Annotated in this window: 11 protein-coding genes; 5 read left to right on the top strand and 6 right to left on the bottom strand. The window is 50.8% G+C overall.

Features of this window, described 5'->3' with window-relative positions; all coding sequences use genetic code 11:
- Positions 1-443: 443 nt before the first annotated feature.
- Positions 444-2,000, top strand: coding sequence for a Na+/H+ antiporter NhaC family protein (locus ACEN2G_RS06380; RefSeq protein ID WP_442020643.1), 1,557 nt, complete (start codon positions 444-446; stop codon positions 1,998-2,000).
- 184 nt (positions 2,001-2,184) lie between these two features.
- Here the strand turns inward: ACEN2G_RS06380 and ACEN2G_RS06375 are convergent, their stop codons facing one another.
- The 5 genes from ACEN2G_RS06375 to ACEN2G_RS06355 form a co-directional block, all read right to left on the bottom strand.
- Positions 2,185-3,408: an EAL and HDOD domain-containing protein gene (locus tag ACEN2G_RS06375; RefSeq protein WP_442020642.1), complete on the bottom strand. Its 1,224-nt coding sequence runs from the start codon at positions 3,406-3,408 to the stop codon at positions 2,185-2,187.
- 164 nt (positions 3,409-3,572) lie between these two features.
- Positions 3,573-4,907, bottom strand: coding sequence for an outer membrane protein transport protein (locus ACEN2G_RS06370; RefSeq protein WP_442020641.1), 1,335 nt, complete (start codon positions 4,905-4,907; stop codon positions 3,573-3,575).
- A 240-nt stretch (positions 4,908-5,147) separates the two neighbouring features.
- Complete coding sequence (putP, locus tag ACEN2G_RS06365) at positions 5,148-6,620, bottom strand: sodium/proline symporter PutP (protein ID WP_442020640.1); 1,473 nt, start codon at positions 6,618-6,620, stop codon at positions 5,148-5,150.
- Between the two features lie 443 nt (positions 6,621-7,063).
- Positions 7,064-7,816, bottom strand: coding sequence for a DUF3379 family protein (locus tag ACEN2G_RS06360; protein WP_442020639.1), 753 nt, complete (start codon positions 7,814-7,816; stop codon positions 7,064-7,066).
- Positions 7,809-8,324, bottom strand: coding sequence for a sigma-70 family RNA polymerase sigma factor (locus ACEN2G_RS06355; RefSeq protein ID WP_442020638.1), 516 nt, complete (start codon positions 8,322-8,324; stop codon positions 7,809-7,811). The genes ACEN2G_RS06360 and ACEN2G_RS06355 overlap by 8 nt, the downstream gene beginning before the upstream one ends.
- 418 nt (positions 8,325-8,742) lie before the next feature.
- On the opposite strand from ACEN2G_RS06355, the gene fadI reads away from it, so the two are divergent.
- Positions 8,743-10,056, top strand: a complete 1,314-nt coding sequence (gene fadI / locus ACEN2G_RS06350) for an acetyl-CoA C-acyltransferase FadI (protein WP_442020637.1) — start codon at positions 8,743-8,745, stop codon at positions 10,054-10,056.
- Complete coding sequence (gene fadJ / locus ACEN2G_RS06345; RefSeq protein ID WP_442020636.1) at positions 10,053-12,242, top strand: fatty acid oxidation complex subunit alpha FadJ; 2,190 nt, start codon at positions 10,053-10,055, stop codon at positions 12,240-12,242. The genes fadI and fadJ overlap by 4 nt, the downstream gene beginning before the upstream one ends.
- Positions 12,243-12,286: 44 nt before the next feature.
- Here fadJ and bioA read toward each other — a convergent pair whose 3' ends face one another.
- Positions 12,287-13,552: an adenosylmethionine--8-amino-7-oxononanoate transaminase gene (gene bioA / locus ACEN2G_RS06340; RefSeq protein ID WP_442020702.1), complete on the bottom strand. Its 1,266-nt coding sequence runs from the start codon at positions 13,550-13,552 to the stop codon at positions 12,287-12,289.
- Between the two features lie 174 nt (positions 13,553-13,726).
- Between bioA and bioB the strand changes: the two genes are divergently transcribed.
- Complete coding sequence (bioB, locus tag ACEN2G_RS06335) at positions 13,727-14,830, top strand: biotin synthase BioB (RefSeq protein WP_442020635.1); 1,104 nt, start codon at positions 13,727-13,729, stop codon at positions 14,828-14,830.
- Between the two features lie 162 nt (positions 14,831-14,992).
- Positions 14,993-16,165, top strand: coding sequence for an 8-amino-7-oxononanoate synthase (gene bioF, locus ACEN2G_RS06330; RefSeq protein WP_442020634.1), 1,173 nt, complete (start codon positions 14,993-14,995; stop codon positions 16,163-16,165).
- Positions 16,166-16,181 lie beyond the last annotated feature (16 nt).

The raw sequence follows: 16,181 nt of genomic DNA, 5'->3' as shown, positions 1-16,181 counted from the left end.
AAATCAGTCTGATAGCCGATTTTAGGTTAAAAATATTGATTTTTGGTGCTCAGCCAGTAAGATCCTTCGGCTTACCCTCTTTAGTTGCATCACTCGTCCGTTAATCCGCTCTTTGGACTGACGTTTGTGCTGTTGATAAATGTGTTTTCCCAATACGCGGTTAGGTATTCAACCCCAGTATTCGTAGCTATTCTTCATCGGTACAGAGCGGGCATGTGTAGGTAATGCCCGCATGAAAAATCATCATAGTAGGCGATAGAGGGTAAAGTAGGTGCCAGCGTTATAACCTGCTTATGTCGCACACGTAACGCCATAAATTTAACGTTATAGGCTTTACTGCATACGTTAAGTTGTAAGCTCGTTTACCCCGACTATGCTAGCCAGCATGTGATTGCTGGTGATGATATCCGTCGTTATATTAAAACTCAGTGTTAGGTGTTGTCGTGGAATCTTCTTTTATTCAAAGCTACTGGTCGTTGTTGCCGCCGTTACTCGCCATAGTGTTAGCTGTCTTTACCCGTCGAGTGCTGTTATCTCTGGGCTTAGGTATTATTTTAGCGGCGCTATTGCTACAGCATTTTAGTGTCACTGGCGCAGTGCAGTTGGTCTTAAGCAGCGCTTTGGCTCTTTTTTGGTCAGATAATGCGGTTAACGAATGGAATGTTAATATCCTTACTTTCTTGCTGTTATTGGGCTGTATTATCAGCATGTTAAGCCGCATTGGTGCCACGCTGGCTTTTGCTGAATGGGCACAAACCCGTATTAAAAATAGGCGTCAAGCTAAGCTGATGACGGGGTTATTAGTCTTTGTCTTTTTTATTGATGACTATTTCCATAGCTTATCTGTGGGTACTATTTGCCGGCCTGTTACCGACCGCTTTAATATCTCGCGTGCCAAGTTGGCTTATTTATTAGACTCTACCGCCGCCCCCGTGTGTGTGTTAATGCCTGTCTCTTCTTGGGGCGCCTATATTATCGCCTTAGTCGGCGGTATTTTAGTCAGTCACGGCATTACCGAGCATTCCGCATTGGGCGGCTTCTTGATGATGGGTAGCATGAACTATTATGCGATATTCACCCTTATTATGGTGCTACTGGTGATTCGAGGCGGCTGGGATTTAGGTGCCATGGCTCGCCACGAAGAGGCGGCCTTAAAAGGGAGTTTATTTGATAGCAGTAAAGGCGCCCCTCCTGGGGTTGAGGATAGCAGTGAGCAAGTAGGGCGAGTAATAGACTTATTATTGGCCATTGCCACCTTAACCTTAGTGACCGTGGTCGGCTTGCTGCTTACCGGCGCTCATGCGTTGAAGCAAGAGGGGCTTGAGTTTAGTTTGCTAGGCGCATTAGAACACACCAATGTCGGGCGTTCGTTAGTGTTTGGTGGCGTCGCAGGCGCATTGGTGTGTGTGTTTGGTATGGTGCAACAAGGTGTGTCTCTTGCCCATTGGCGCCAGACCCTCACCACGGGTGTGAAGGGTATGCTGCCGGCGATTTATATCTTGTTATTTGCCTGGTTGATCGCGGGCTTGATCAGCCAATTACAAACCGGCCAATATTTGGCATCGTTAGTTCAACACAGCTTGCCATTGTTCTTATTGCCCGCTGTATTGTTCTTGCTAGCGGGAATGATGGCGTTTGCCACAGGCACCAGTTGGGGTACTTTTGGTATTATGCTGCCCATTGCCGCCGACATGACCATGGCCATAGACGCTCAGCTATTATTGCCTGCTATGTCGGCTGTGATGGCGGGTGCGGTATTTGGCGATCATTGCTCACCTATTTCAGATACGACTATTTTGTCTTCTACTGGCGCGGCCTGCCATCATATGGATCATGTGCTTACCCAGCTGCCCTACGCGCTCTCGATTGCTGTGGTCAGCTTAATAGGTTATGTGGCTCTCGGTTACAGTTCATCTGTGCTGCTAGGGTTACTGGCGGCAACACTGGCCTTTATCTTGGTATTGGTATTTTGGCATTGGCAGCAAAGAAGGGCGGCATAAAAGAAGGGCGGCATAACTATCTTGTGTAGTTGAGGTGTTTTTTGCGAGAGATATTGCTTGGCTCAGGCCGCTAGATGATGCCAACTAATTTGAGCTACCGCCTGTTCATTAAGGCGGTTTATTTAATCACAATGCACTAAATTAGCTTAACCCTGAGGCTTAAATGTTTCCTCCCTCAGGGTGATCAAAGAGGATGATGCTGAGTGATGTTTTTACTCCACTTGATGGCTTCTTCATAAAACATGTTACTGTCGTCTGCGCTTAAATTAATAAAGTCTAAGCGCTGTTGTAGCATCGGCCAATTGGCTTGTTCATGATCTTGCATCAGGCCCATTAAAAAGCCTAATTGCCCCTTTTGCTCCAATAATGCTTGGCGTACCGGCTCAGTGACAGATAAATGGGGCAAAATGTCGGCCATTGGCCTTTCTAGCAGTGCATCCAGCAAAGAAAATAGACCACAAAGAAAGGCATCATCTTGCAGGCTAGGGCTGACTTTTGCTGACAATAGCTCGCACCATTTGGCGCGTATCATGGAAAGTCGATACAGCTCTATGTTTTTATTTTTACTGATATAAGCCGCCATCATAAGGGCGGTAAAGCGCTTGAGTTGCTGATGGCCGAGAAACACGATGGCGTTACGCAAGTTATCTATGTTTTGCTGTCGGTAGCCGATGTGTAAACTATTTACATAACGTAATAAGTAATATGACAAAGATAAATCGCGGCTAAACAGTTGGGTGAGGCGATTATAATCGATATCTTCGTCACTGATGGCGGACAGTAATTCAAAGGCGGTCATTTCGTCTGTGGTGAGAATGCGTCGGCTGATGACCTGCGGCTGTTGAAAGTAATAGCCCTGGAAAAAGCTAAAGCCCGCGTCCTGAGATGCCATGAACTCTTGCTGCGTTTCTACTTTTTCGGCAATAAAACGTAACTGAGTATACTTTTGGCTGCGTTTAATCAGGTTCTTACATTCTTGCATTGTGGTTTGGCGCAAGTCCATCTTGATATAATCTACCCATGGCAAAAACTTATCCCACTTTGTGCTGGGAATATGGTCATCAAGGGCGACCTGAAAGCCTAATTCTTTTAGCTGTTTAACGCACGTCAGTAGCTCGTCATCTGGAGTCGCTGTTTCCAGTACTTCAATCACTAATTGCTGTTGGTCAAAAGACTCAGCCATGCCTTCCCGCAATAGTGCGTCGGGAAAGTTGACGAAACACAGCGCGTCACCCACAAGATCTTCGATTTTTTGGCTTAAAAATTGCTCAGCCATTAACCGTCGGGTAGCCAGCTCCGAGTCTATGTTGGGAAAGCGATTTTCGAGGCTGGTACGAAATAGCAATTCATACCCTAGCGGATTGCCACGACTATCCAAGATAGCTTGTCTGGCTACAAAACAGTGCATAAGGATCCCGAAAAATAAAAACAACCGAGTAAATATACAGTATTGCGTTTGGATAAACAAAACCATGAAAAAGCGCCCATTGCTGGGCGCCAATCATGCATTATTATGCCACTTTAACCGTCGGAATAGCTGTAATTATTCACCCAAACTTAACTGCGTATTATTTAAAATGCATAGTTCATCTGTACGCCGAATAAGTAGGCATCGCCACCGGATTTAAAGGTAAAATCATTTTCTTGCACATCGACTTTTTTGCCATCTAAGAAGGCAAAAGAGGCATCCATGTTCAAGTTTTCATTGACAGCATAGGTAGCCCCTAGTGTATACCAAGTGCGATTGACGTCCGGTATAGAGATAGAGCGTGCGCTCTCTGGCACCGGCGACTTATCGTAAGCAATACCGCCGCGTAATGTTAGTTGATCATTGAGCTGATGTGTGGCCCCCGCACTCATGCGCCAGCTGTTTTCAAAACCTTCTGGTTTATCAAAATAAGTGCCACCTTGGGGATCAAGCGCGCGCAGCTCTTTGAAGGTGCTCCACTCAGTCCAGAGCATGCCGTAATGCAATGCCCAATCGGGTTGAACTTGGTGGAAGCCCGATAATTCGGCCATGGCCGGTAAACTTAAGTCTAACTTCCCCGGTTGGCTAATACCGCTGGTGCCTACGGGTAAACCCGGTGCTAACGATTGATTATTAGGAAGTTGTGGGAGTGCACTTGAGTACTGGCCCTCTAAGGTTAAATCTATCTTAGAGCGATAGGCGAGCGCCCAACGATTATGTTCATCCGCCTCAAATAACAGACCAATATTCCAGCCGTAACCCCAATCATCCCCTGTTAGCCGCACGAACTCAGAGCCTGGTGCCAGTGACGTAGCAAAAGGCTGGCCTGCAGTTTGTCTATTTACTTGCAGAGAAGCGATACCTGCATGGCGAATAAGCTCCGCATCCGCATACACGGCATTAATCCCAGCGCCGAGTGATAAATGAGGATTGGCTTTAAACGCGATATTAGGATTTAAGTTCAAGGTTTTCAGCGAGGTTTTACCGGCCACCGAGCCCGCATAATGATTATCTTGGTAGGTGGTTGATAGGCCGTAGTTAGTAAAAGCACCAAAACCCACCGCCCATTGTTCATTCACCGGTTGCACATAATAAAAGAAGGGCACCACAGCATCATCAGCTATGTCTTGAGACGAAGTCGGTGAGCCAGTCAGCGCTGCGCCAGCGGCTTGGCGTTGAGTGGGCTTACCTTCTACATCCACCGCCGGATTAATGTAAGTGGCACCGACCGATAGCGCAGGTCGATCAAACAGTGTCATGGCCGCAGGATTGCGGCCCAGCACGGAGGCGTTATCGCCAATGGCACCTTCACCAGCATAGGCGCGGCCGATACCGGTGGCGTTTTGTTCAGCCAGTTGAAATGCGGCAGAGTGAGCTTGCCCTGTAGCCATGGCGGTGGCTGCAGCAACAAGGGACAACTTGAGTAGGTATTTGCTCATGAAGGACTCTCTCATCAAAGTGGTATTAGTGAATAATGTACGGCGATGTGCACTTATTCTGTTACCTCATTCAGCACACTTACCAGACTTAACAGACCGTACCCTTACGAAAGACGAGCATAGGAATTTGTTAATTAAAAGTAAAACATTTGTTTAAAAAAAGGAGCCCTTGGGCTCCTTTTTTGATGCTGATGTGATGCTGAGCATCAATTAGAGTTTAAACTCAATTTAACATGCGCGTTAAAGCTCTGATTCCATGCGTCTAAAACCGAGCACCACGGTTTTACTCGGTGGTGTGCCTAAGCGGCTGATCAACACACAAGCAAGGCTGGCAAGTACAAAGCCGGGCACGATTTCATACAAGTCAAAAATGCCGAGCGGGCCACCGCTGAGTTGTTTCCAGCCAATCACTGTGATGGCACCCAATACGATGCCACTTAAGGCGCCATTACGGGTGAGACGAGGCCAGTACAATGCCAAGATGATCACGGGTCCAAAGGCGGCGCCAAAGCCGGCCCACGCATAGCTGACTAAGTCCAGTACCGACGATTTTGGATCCAGTGCGATGAACATGGCAAACACGGCTACCGCGACCACGGCGAATCGGCCCACCCACACGAGTTCGTTATCTTGGGCATGGGGGCGAAACCAGCGCTTATAAAAGTCTTCGGTAATGGCGGAGGAGCACACCAGTAACTGTGAGTCTATGGTGCTCATAATGGCCGATAAAATGGCGGCAATCAGTAAGCCGGCGACCCAAGGGTTAAATACCGCTTGCGAGAGGGCTAAAAACACAGTTTCCGAATTTTCCAGCGGTACACCAGCAAAATAGACAGCACCTGCAAGGCCTACAGCTAAGGCGCCGAACAGCGACAATATCATCCAACTCATGGCAATGCGGCGCGACAGTGGCACTGAATTTGGCGAGTCGATAGCCATAAAGCGCGCTAAAATATGCGGCTGACCAAAGTAGCCCAAGCCCCACGCCAATAAGCTTAAGCCGCCCAGTAAGGAAAAATCGTGAAATAAATCCAGCTTAGTGGCATCCATGCCATTAAGGGTGTTTAAGGTTTGATTAACCCCCCCTAGCTCGTTCATCACCGCCCAAGGTAAAACGATAAGCGCCAGCAGCATTAAGCAGCCTTGAAAGAAATCAGTCCAAGATACCGCTAAAAACCCGCCCATAAAGGTATAGGCCATGATGACTCCGCCACCTAACAGCAAGGCTGTTATATAAGGCAGACCAAATACTTTTTCAAATAAAATGGCGCCGCCCACTAGGCCGGAAGCGGTATAAAAAATAAAAAATACCAAGATAGTAATGGCCGAGATAACGCGGATCAGGCCGCTGTGATCCGCCAGTCTATTCTCTAAAAAATCGGGAATAGTCAGTGAGTCATTGGCCTGCTCTGTATAGACTCGCAGCCGCTTCGCCACAAATAGCCAATTAAGCCAAGCACCTATCACTAAGCCAATACCAATCCAAGCCTGATTAATGCCATACAAATATACGGCACCGGGCAGGCCCAATAATAGCCAACCACTCATGTCTGATGCGCCCACACTTAAGGCGGCGACGGCAGGGCCTAAACGGCGGCCACCCAAAATATAATCACTGAGCGAGCTGGTGGCGCGATAGGCAATCACACCAATCAGCATGGTGAGCACCAAATAACTGATAAAGGTAATAAGAATGGGAGTTTCTATGGTCATAGCGGATTCCTGTAGTCCGAGCGGCGTGTGCGTTGCCATGAAAAGGAAAGATAAAGTGACGAGGATGCAGTCATATTGACGTGCGAAACAAGATCTTACCCCATAAAGTCGAATAACTCTCGATTGCCCTAACCTTATGTCGCATTGCGGGAGTTGTCCGTCGGTTTTTAGACACGCAGCTGTTTACTGTGATCTTGGCCACACGCTGAGCTGACATAGAGGAATAACAGACTATTTAAGAGGGGATAGCAGTGTGGTAATAAAAGAGGCTTAAGGTGAAAGTGATGCGTAGTATGCGAAACCTCAAATGCCGCTGACATGCCACATACTTGCAGAAAACGCAGCTTAACAATAACAGGGGACAAGCTTATTAAAGGCATGAATAACAGCAGCGCTAGGCTTACAGCGATGCTGTTATGTATTGATGGCGGCGATTGCTTTGCTTAGATAGAACGTTCTAACGAGGATTGAATTTTTTTAGCCATCTCATCAATGTCTTCGTCTTGCTCGCCGATCACCACCAGATGATTGAGCTCCATGGGTACGATTTCGCCATGGTAGCGTTGATCAGAGAAGCGGCGAATGCTGTTGAGCTCCCGCTTAGGGGGCACGATAAATACGTGCACCCTGTGATGCTCCCCCTGAATAACCAAGTGCGCCGCTGGGCCGTCGCCAAATAAACAATGATTGGCGTAATACACTTGCCCTACCTCAGCTAAGCTTTGCAGCTGAGTACCATAGGGCTGTAATTTGGCATTCACCGCCGTAAGCGTCACTTGTTCATCCACCCCTGACGTAAATGCAGATTCTGCATACACATGCTCCATGGCAATTTGGCTCATGCTGGTCAAGGCGGGGCTGGTATCATTAAAAGAAATAAAGCGGGTCGAAAAGCCCAGTACGAAGGTAAGAGAAGCAGCTATGGCCAAATGACGCCAGCCTAGGGCTCGGCTCGATGCGGCACTGGGCGCTAGGCTGGGCTTAGCGGCGGCGTTATTATCGGGAATGGCCAATAAAGTGGCAGCCAAGTGCTTAGGCACCGGCTCTTGTAAGGCGTGGCTCAGGTGGAGATCAAGCCGTTGTAATTGATCAACCAAGGCTTGATTAGACTCAGAGCTAGCCGCAGCGGCCAGAAAATCTGGATCTGCATCCTGAGGGTTAGCATAAGCGCGCTGCCGAAACGTTAACTCATCCATTATCCTGACCTCCTGCTTGTGGATCTTTATCCAGCGCCGCTCTCAGTTGATTACGAGCGCGAAAGAGGCGGGTCATCACGGTATTTTTGTTCAAATCTAAGATCTCGGCTATTTCTTCACCACTAAAACCACCCAACACTTGCAGCAGTATAGGTTCACGGTATTCTTCGGCAAGCGAGCTTATGTGGCGACGCAGCCATTCGTTTTCCATACCTTGTTCCAAACTGACACTTTGCATATCGGGCACCAATACTGTGTCAACATCCACTAAGTCAAACCGCTTACGCTCAAAGCGACGCGCATTCTCTCGGCGTAGTATGGTGATCAACCAAGCTTTAGCTGCCTGATCGTCCAGTAAGCTGTCGAGTGACTTCCAGGCGCGTAAAAACGTTTCCTGCACTAAGTCTTCGGCAACTTGGCGGTCGTGACACAACCAAAAGGCATAGCGAAACAAATCCCCATGCACGGCATACACCAGATCTTCATAACGCTGATGTTTTAATGCCATAGTGCTAGAGACCGAGTCGGTCTCGTTCTGCTTTCGCCTAAATAAAGAAATCATCTACTCACCGTTGAAATAGGTTGGCTAAGAAGAGTTTACGCATAATTAAAGCCCCATGCGAGTATATAGCAGACGCCACTTATGCCGAGTTTAGACGAGGGCGGGCTAAGTTAGGCTTGAGTGAAGCCTAATTGAAGCCTAAGTGTGGCTTAAGCGGGCAGGGCAAACGTCAGGTATGTCTTGTTAACAATATGTGACGTAAGTAAGTTATGGCCAGTGTTCCCAAGCAGTTTTCTTTGCTAGCATAGTTGAGGTCAGACCTGTAATTAACGCATGTTTAATTGATATTAGGGTTAATTGGTCAATTTTAGCAGCTAGCACTCATTGCCTCAGTTTCATTATTTATGCTCATAAAGGAGCCTGCATGGCGGCGAAAAATCCACTACTTACCCCCAACGGTGATCGCATCGCCATAGTGTCGGGACTGAGAACGCCCTTTGCCCGTCAAGCGAGTGCTTTTCGCGGCATTCCTGCTCTTGAGCTGGGTACCATGGTAGTTAACGAGCTGCTGGCGCGCACGCCTATGGAGGCCTGCGAGGTGCAGCAACTGGTGTTTGGTCAGGTAGTGCAAATGCCCACTGCACCCAATATTGCCCGCGAAATCGTGCTGGCGAGCACCTTGCCAGTCACCACGGATGCATACAGCGTGACACGCGCCTGTGCTACCAGCTTTCAAGCGGTATCAAACTTAGCCGAGTCTATGTTGGCCGGCCAACTGCAGGTGGGCATAGCGGGCGGTGCTGACTCGTCTTCTGTATTACCCATTGGCGTGTCTAAAAGTTTAGCCGAAGCTTTACTGGACTTGAGCAAGGCGAAAACCTTGAGCGCCAAATTTGCCATAGTGCGTCGCTTAAAATTGGCGGACTTGGCCCCAGTGCCGCCGGCGGTGGCCGAATATTCCACTGGACTATCCATGGGCCAAACCGCAGAGCAAATGGCAAAAAGTCATGGTATTAGCCGTGAAGCACAAGACGAATTTGCCCTGCGATCTCATCAATTGGCCACGCAGGCTTGGCAAGATGGCAGACTGAGCGAGCAAGTGATGGCTTGCTACGTGCCGCCTTTTAAGGCCGCCTTTGAGCAAGATAATAATATTCGAGCCGAGTCGACATTGGCCGATTACGCCAAACTCAAGCCCGCCTTCGAACGCCGCCACGGTACTGTAACCGCGGGCACCAGTACGCCGCTCACCGATGGCGCGGCCGCTATTTTGATGATGACGGAAAGCCGAGCCAAGGAGCTTGGGCTCACGCCATTGGGCTATGTGCGCAGTTATGCGTATGCCGCCATCAGTGTGCAACACGACATGTTACTTGGCCCAAGCTATGCCACGCCGTTGGCGCTGGATAAGGCAGGCTGTACCTTGGCGGACATGGACTTAATCGATATGCATGAAGCCTTTGCGGCCCAAACCTTGGCTAACTTAGCGATGTTTGCCAGCCCGCGCTTTGCCCAGCAGCACCTTAATCGCAGCCAAGCCATTGGCGAAGTCGACATGACGAAATTTAACGTCCTGGGTGGATCTTTAGCCTACGGGCATCCGTTTGCCGCCACAGGTGCGCGCATGATCACTCAAACGTTGACCGAACTTAATCGCCGTGGCGGCGGTTTGGCGCTCACCACGGCCTGCGCCGCCGGTGGCCTAGGCGTGGCCATGGTGTTGGAGGCAGCCCAATGACAGAGCAAATTATCGACCCTCAGGTCACCTGCGAAACACCGCACACAGCCGCGTCTGTTTTTAGCCTGCAGCTGCAAGACGAGATTGGCATTATCACCATAGACGTGCCCGGCGAGCGAATGAACACGCTGCGCGAAAATTTCGTGGTGGAAATGAATACCTTGTTGGCTGAGGTAACGGCCAATCCGCACATTAAAGGTTTGGTGCTGCGCTCGGGCAAGCCAGACTCCTTTATTGCTGGGGCCGACGTTAACATGCTGGCCGCTTGCCGCAGCGCAGAGCAAGCAAGGGATTTATCAGTAGCGGGGCAGGGCATATTTAACCAACTGGCGGCACTAAATATTCCCCTTATCGCTGCGATTCATGGCCCTTGCCTAGGCGGTGGTTTAGAGTTGGCGCTGGCCTGTCATGGCCGAGTGTGCAGTGACGTCCCTCACACGCGCCTCGGTTTGCCGGAAGTGCAGTTAGGCCTAATACCCGGCTCAGGCGGCACGCAGCGTTTACCAGCATTGGTGGGCTTAACCACGGCACTGGATATGATGCTCACCGGCAAGCAGCTGCGAGCCAAACAAGCCCTTAAATGCGGCTTAGTGGATGACATGGTCGCGGAGAGCATCTTACTCGACACCGCGATTGCGCTTGCCAAAGACAGGGTAGGCAAAGCTAATTTGGCGCGCAACAGCAAACAGACTTCATCGCTCAGCCAATGGGTGCTGCAAGGTAATCCCATCGGGCGCAAGTTGGTGTTTGAGCAGGCCGAGCGCCGGGTGAAAGCCAAAACCGGAGATCACTATCCGGCGCCGTTTAAACTGCTGCAGGTGGTTAAGGTGGGTCTAGAGCAGGGGATGCAAGCCGGTTTGGCTGCCGAAGCGCAGGCCTTTGGTGAGTTAGTGATGAGCTGCGAGTCGGCGGCCTTGCGTCACTTATTTTTTGCCACCACCGAGCAGAAAAAAGAAACCCAATGGCAGGGCGCTAAGCCCAAGTCGCTCAGCCATATAGGCGTGCTGGGTGGTGGCTTAATGGGCGGCGGTATCGGCTATGTTAGCGCCACTCACGCCGGTTTACCGGTGCGCATTAAAGACATTTCACATCAGGGTATTAATCAGGCCATGAAGAGTGCGCATGGCTTATTAATGGCGAAGGTGCGAAAAGGGCACCTGCGCGAGCCCGAGATGCACAAGCAGCTGGGCCATATCACCGGCACCCTGAATTACAGCGGTTTTGAACGTGTTGAGATGGTGGTCGAAGCTGTCTTTGAAGACCTAGAGGTGAAGCGGAACATGGTGGCAGAAGTAGAAGCGCACTGTGCGCCCAGTACAGTGTTTGCCACTAACACCTCCTCTTTGCCCATTCATCAGATTGCCGCAAACGCTGCCAGACCCGAGCAAATATTGGGCCTGCATTACTTTAGCCCAGTGGATAAAATGCCCTTAGTCGAGGTTATCCCTCATGCAGGCACCTGCGCCACCGCGGTAGCCACGGCGTTGAAGTTGGCCAGAGCCCAAGGTAAGACGCCGATCGTGGTGCAAGACAAGGCCGGTTTTTACGTGAATCGGATATTGGCACCTTATTTAAATGAGGCGGCTCGGCTGTTGCTGGGCGGTGAGCCCATAGATGCCATCGACCGTGCGCTAGTGGCATATGGTTTTCCGGTGGGCCCCATGACGTTGCTGGACGAAGTGGGCATAGATATTGCTACTAAAATTTCGCCTATTTTAGCGACTGAGCTGGGAGAGCGTTTTATCGCACCCGAGGCCTTTAACAAGCTGCTGGAAGATAATCGTAAGGGTAAGAAAAATGGCCGGGGCTTTTATCGTTACGAGGCGAAGAAACGGCCGAAAAAATCCAAACTAGTCGATGAAAGCGTCTATAAATTGCTGCAGATCAAGCCCTTGAGCCAATTGCCCGCCCAAGAGCTGGCAGAGCGCTGTGTTTTACTGATGTTAAACGAGGCCGCGCTGGCGCTAGATGAAGGCGTGATCGCCTCGGCGCGCGACGGTGACATTGGGGCCATCTTTGGCATAGGTTATCCGCCTTTTACTGGCGGCCCCTTCTTTTATATGCACCAGCTGGGCATTCAGGTCGTGGTGGATAAGATGCAAGAATACGTGCGCAAATACGGCGCGCGTTTTGCCCCTTGTGCACCCTTGGTGCGTATGGCGGCCGAAGGCCAGAGCTATTACTGAACCAATGTTGAAGGCCAAGGCGTAAGGAGCACATCCAACTAACCTTACGCCTCACAGATAAGCAACATAGCCCTCGTTAATGTACTTAGCTGCTCTGGGCTAATAATGTAGGGCGGCATGACATACAGCAACTTACCAAAGGGGCGGATCCACACGCCAAGCTCGACCAATTGCGCTTGCACGCGGGCCACATCCAGTGGCTGGTGAAGCTCAATCACGCCTATACCCCCCAACACACGTACGTCCGCCACCTTGGCCAATCCCTCGGCCTTGGCCAGCTCACGTTTCAGCTGCGCTTCAATCGCCTGAATGCGCGCCCGCCAAGGGCTGCTTAACAATAATGTAAGGCTAGCCAGCGCCACGGCACAGGCCAGTGGATTGGCCATAAAAGTGGGGCCGTGCATCAGCACGCCGGCGGGGCCGTTGCAAATGGTGTTTGCCACCTTTTGCGTGGTAATGGTGGCCGCCATCGTCATATAGCCGCCGGTGAGCGCCTTACCGATGCACATTATGTCTGGCGAAATCTCTGCCCATTCACAGGCGAATAACTGACCGGTTCGGCCAAAGCCGGTGGCAATTTCATCGACGATCAACAGCACCTGATATTGGTCGCACAATTTGCGTGCGCCCTTTAAAAATTCAGGGTGATAAAAACACATACCCCCAGCGCCTTGCACTATGGGCTCTAGCACCAAGGCCGCCAACTCCTGATGCCGCGCAAGCAATAATTGTTCTAAAGGCACCAAGTCTTGGGGATCCCAATCGCCGCCAAAACGGCTGTTGGGGCTGTCAATAAACACATGCTCGGGCAAGAAACCTTTGTACAAGCTGTGCATGCCACCCTTAGGGTCACAGACGCTCATGGCGCCAAAGGTATCGCCGTGATAGCCCTTATTGAGGGCGGCGAATAACGTCTTGGGCGTGCCTTTGCCGTGCCAGTATTGAATGGCCATCTTTAGCGCCACTTCCACCGACACCGATCCCGAGTCTGCTAAGAAGAAGCGATCCAAGCCTTTAGGTAAAATCTCACTCAAGGCCCGGCATAAGTTAATGGCGGGTTCATGAGTTAAACCACCAAACATCACATGGGACATCTTGGCTAATTGTGCGGTGGCGGCGGCATTGAGTTCGGGCACATTATAGCCGTGCAAACAGGCCCACCAAGAGGACATGCCATCGATAAGCCTGCGGCCATCACTGAGCTGCAAGTGCACGCCCTCGGCACTGGCTACTTCATAGCAGGGCAGGGGCTGGGTGAGCGACGTATAAGGGTGCCACATATGCTGGCGGTCAAAATCGTTATTGCTCAGGTTGGAGAGGCAGAGGTCAGAGAGGGAGTCAGCAGCAGTTACATTATTAAAAGTAGATGTGTACATAAATCAACCAAACGTCAACATGATCAAGTGTTTATGGTTGACAGGCTAACATTGGTGCTTACACTAGCCAACAAAAAAAGCATCGCTAAACTAATAAGGAAGTAGACCATGAGCCAAGCCACTGTTAGCCCTACACAAGTTAGCCGTAAACACGTTAACTCTAAACAAGTGAGCCCTAAACAAGTGAGCCGAGAGCAAGTGAGTCGTGAACAGGTACTCGCCTTATTTAATCGCCCGCTGTTTGATCTGTTATTTGAAGCCCAACAAGTGCACCGGGCGCATTTTGATGCCAACGAAGTTCAGGTCAGCACACTGTTATCCATTAAAACCGGTGCTTGCCCAGAAGACTGCAAATACTGTCCACAAAGTGCCCGCTATAACACAGGTCTCGAAGTTGAGCGGTTAATGGAAATGGAAAACGTGTTAGAACGTGCCAAAGAAGCCAAAGCCAATGGCTCCAGCCGTTTTTGCATGGGGGCTGCGTGGCGCAATCCCAAAGAGCGTGATATGCCGTACTTGGTCAAAATGGTGCAAGAGGTGAAGTCCTTAGGTCTGGAAACCTGCATGACACTCGGCATGTTGGATAACTCCCAAGCCGGCCGCTTAGCCGATGCGGGCTTGGATTATTACAACCACAACCTCGACACCAGCCCCGAATTTTACGGTGATATTATTACCACCCGCACCTATGCGGATCGCTTAGATACGCTTGAAAACGTGCGTAACTCCGGCATGAAAGTCTGCTCCGGCGGCATAGTGGGCTTAGGTGAAAGTGCCGAAGACAGAGCCGGCCTGCTGCAAGCGCTGGCCAACCTGCCACGCCAGCCCGAAAGTGTGCCCATTAATATGCTAGTAAAAGTCAAAGGCACGCCCATGGAAAACCAAGCTGATCTGGATGACTTTGATTTTATTCGTACTATCGCCGTGGCTCGCATCTTAATGCCGCAAAGCCATGTGCGCTTGTCGGCGGGGCGCGAAAAAATGAACGACCAAATGCAAGCCATGTGTTTTATGGCAGGTGCCAACTCCATCTTCTACGGCTGCAAGCTGCTGACCACGCCCAACCCAGATGAAAACAGCGACATGCAGTTATTCAAGCGTTTAGGCCTGCGCCCTAGCGGTGTGAGCCAAAAGCCTGATGAAATGACTGAAATTGAGCTGCATGAACAAATTGCCGCCCAAGCCGAACCGGTTTTGTATTACGAAGCTTAAGCGCAGCGCCAAACGCCCGGCGGCCAGCTAAAAACAAACACCGATTGGTTTTGGTTTTTGCCGCCATCCTGATGACTATCAGGATCTCGGGTTGGTGTTTTAACGCTTTAACTTGGCGCTTGGTGCTGGGCGCAGGGCGCTATCAATTTATAAGGTTCAAACATGCCCTTTAATTTGTGTCTTGCCGAGCGCGAAGCGGCGGGCCTTAGGCGGCGTTTACCCGCCATCGATAAGGTAATCGGGCGCCAGTTAGTGAGCCAAGGCAAGACGTTTCTCAACTTTGCCGGTAACGATTATTTAGGCTTAAGTCAGGCACCAGAGCTGATAACGGCCGCCGATGCGGCAGCCCGCGAGTTTGGCGTGGGTGCCGTGGCGTCCCCCTTAGTAGTGGGCCATCAGGCGATTCATCGCCAGCTTGAATCTGAGTTGGCTGAATGGCTGGGGCTAGAGGCCGTTATGCTGTTTAGCTCGGGGTTTTCTGCCAATCAAGCATTGATCAAAACCTTGCTCAGTAAAGAGCACATTATTTGGCAAGACCGACTCAATCATGCCTCGCTGCAAGAGGCGGGTGCCTTAAGTCCGGCCAAGATGCAGCGCTTTGGCCATAACGACCTAGCCGCATTGGCCGCGCGGCTTAAAGATAAAGCGGGGCTGATTGTGTCTGAAGGCGTGTTCAGCATGGACGGCGACCAAGGCGACTGGCAAGGCTTAAGTACGCTTGCCGCACAAACCCGTAACTGGCTGATGATAGATGATGCCCATGGCTTAGGCGTGCTGGGTAAACAAGGGCGCGGCACCTTAAGCGAGCAGGGCGTGGCGGCCACTCAAGTGCATATTCACATGGGCACTTTTGGTAAGGCGCTGGGCGTGAGTGGCGCCTTTATTGGTGGCAGTCAGGCGCTGATTGATTATTTGCATAATCACGCCCGCAGTTATGTGTACAGCACCCATCTTCCGCCACCGCAAGTGGCGGCCATCTTGGCGGCGGTGCGCTTGGTGCAAGGCGCGGATGACAAACGTGAGCAATTACAGGCGCGCATTCAGCAATTTCGTGCTGGGGCGGCAAACCTGCCATTACAGCTATTGCCCTCAAACACCGCCATTCAGCCCTTATTACTAGGTAAAGAGTTGGTGAGTGGTGGGGCCATGGGCGATGAGCAAATGACCTTGCAGTTAGCCGCGCGCTTGCGTGAGCAAGGCTTTTGGGTGGGCGCCATCCGTCCACCGACCGTGCCTAAGGGCTCGTCACGGCTGCGCATCACCTTAAGCGCCGCCCACAGCCAAGCGGATATCGCGGCCTTACTAACGGCCTTGGAAAAGGTATGTGAAGAGTGAAGGGGAAAGGGTGAAG

The sequence above is a fragment of the Oceanisphaera sp. W20_SRM_FM3 genome (assembly GCF_052119705.1).
Taxonomy (GTDB): domain Bacteria; phylum Pseudomonadota; class Gammaproteobacteria; order Enterobacterales; family Aeromonadaceae; genus Oceanimonas.
This window is presented reverse-complemented; position numbering and strand designations above follow the sequence as displayed.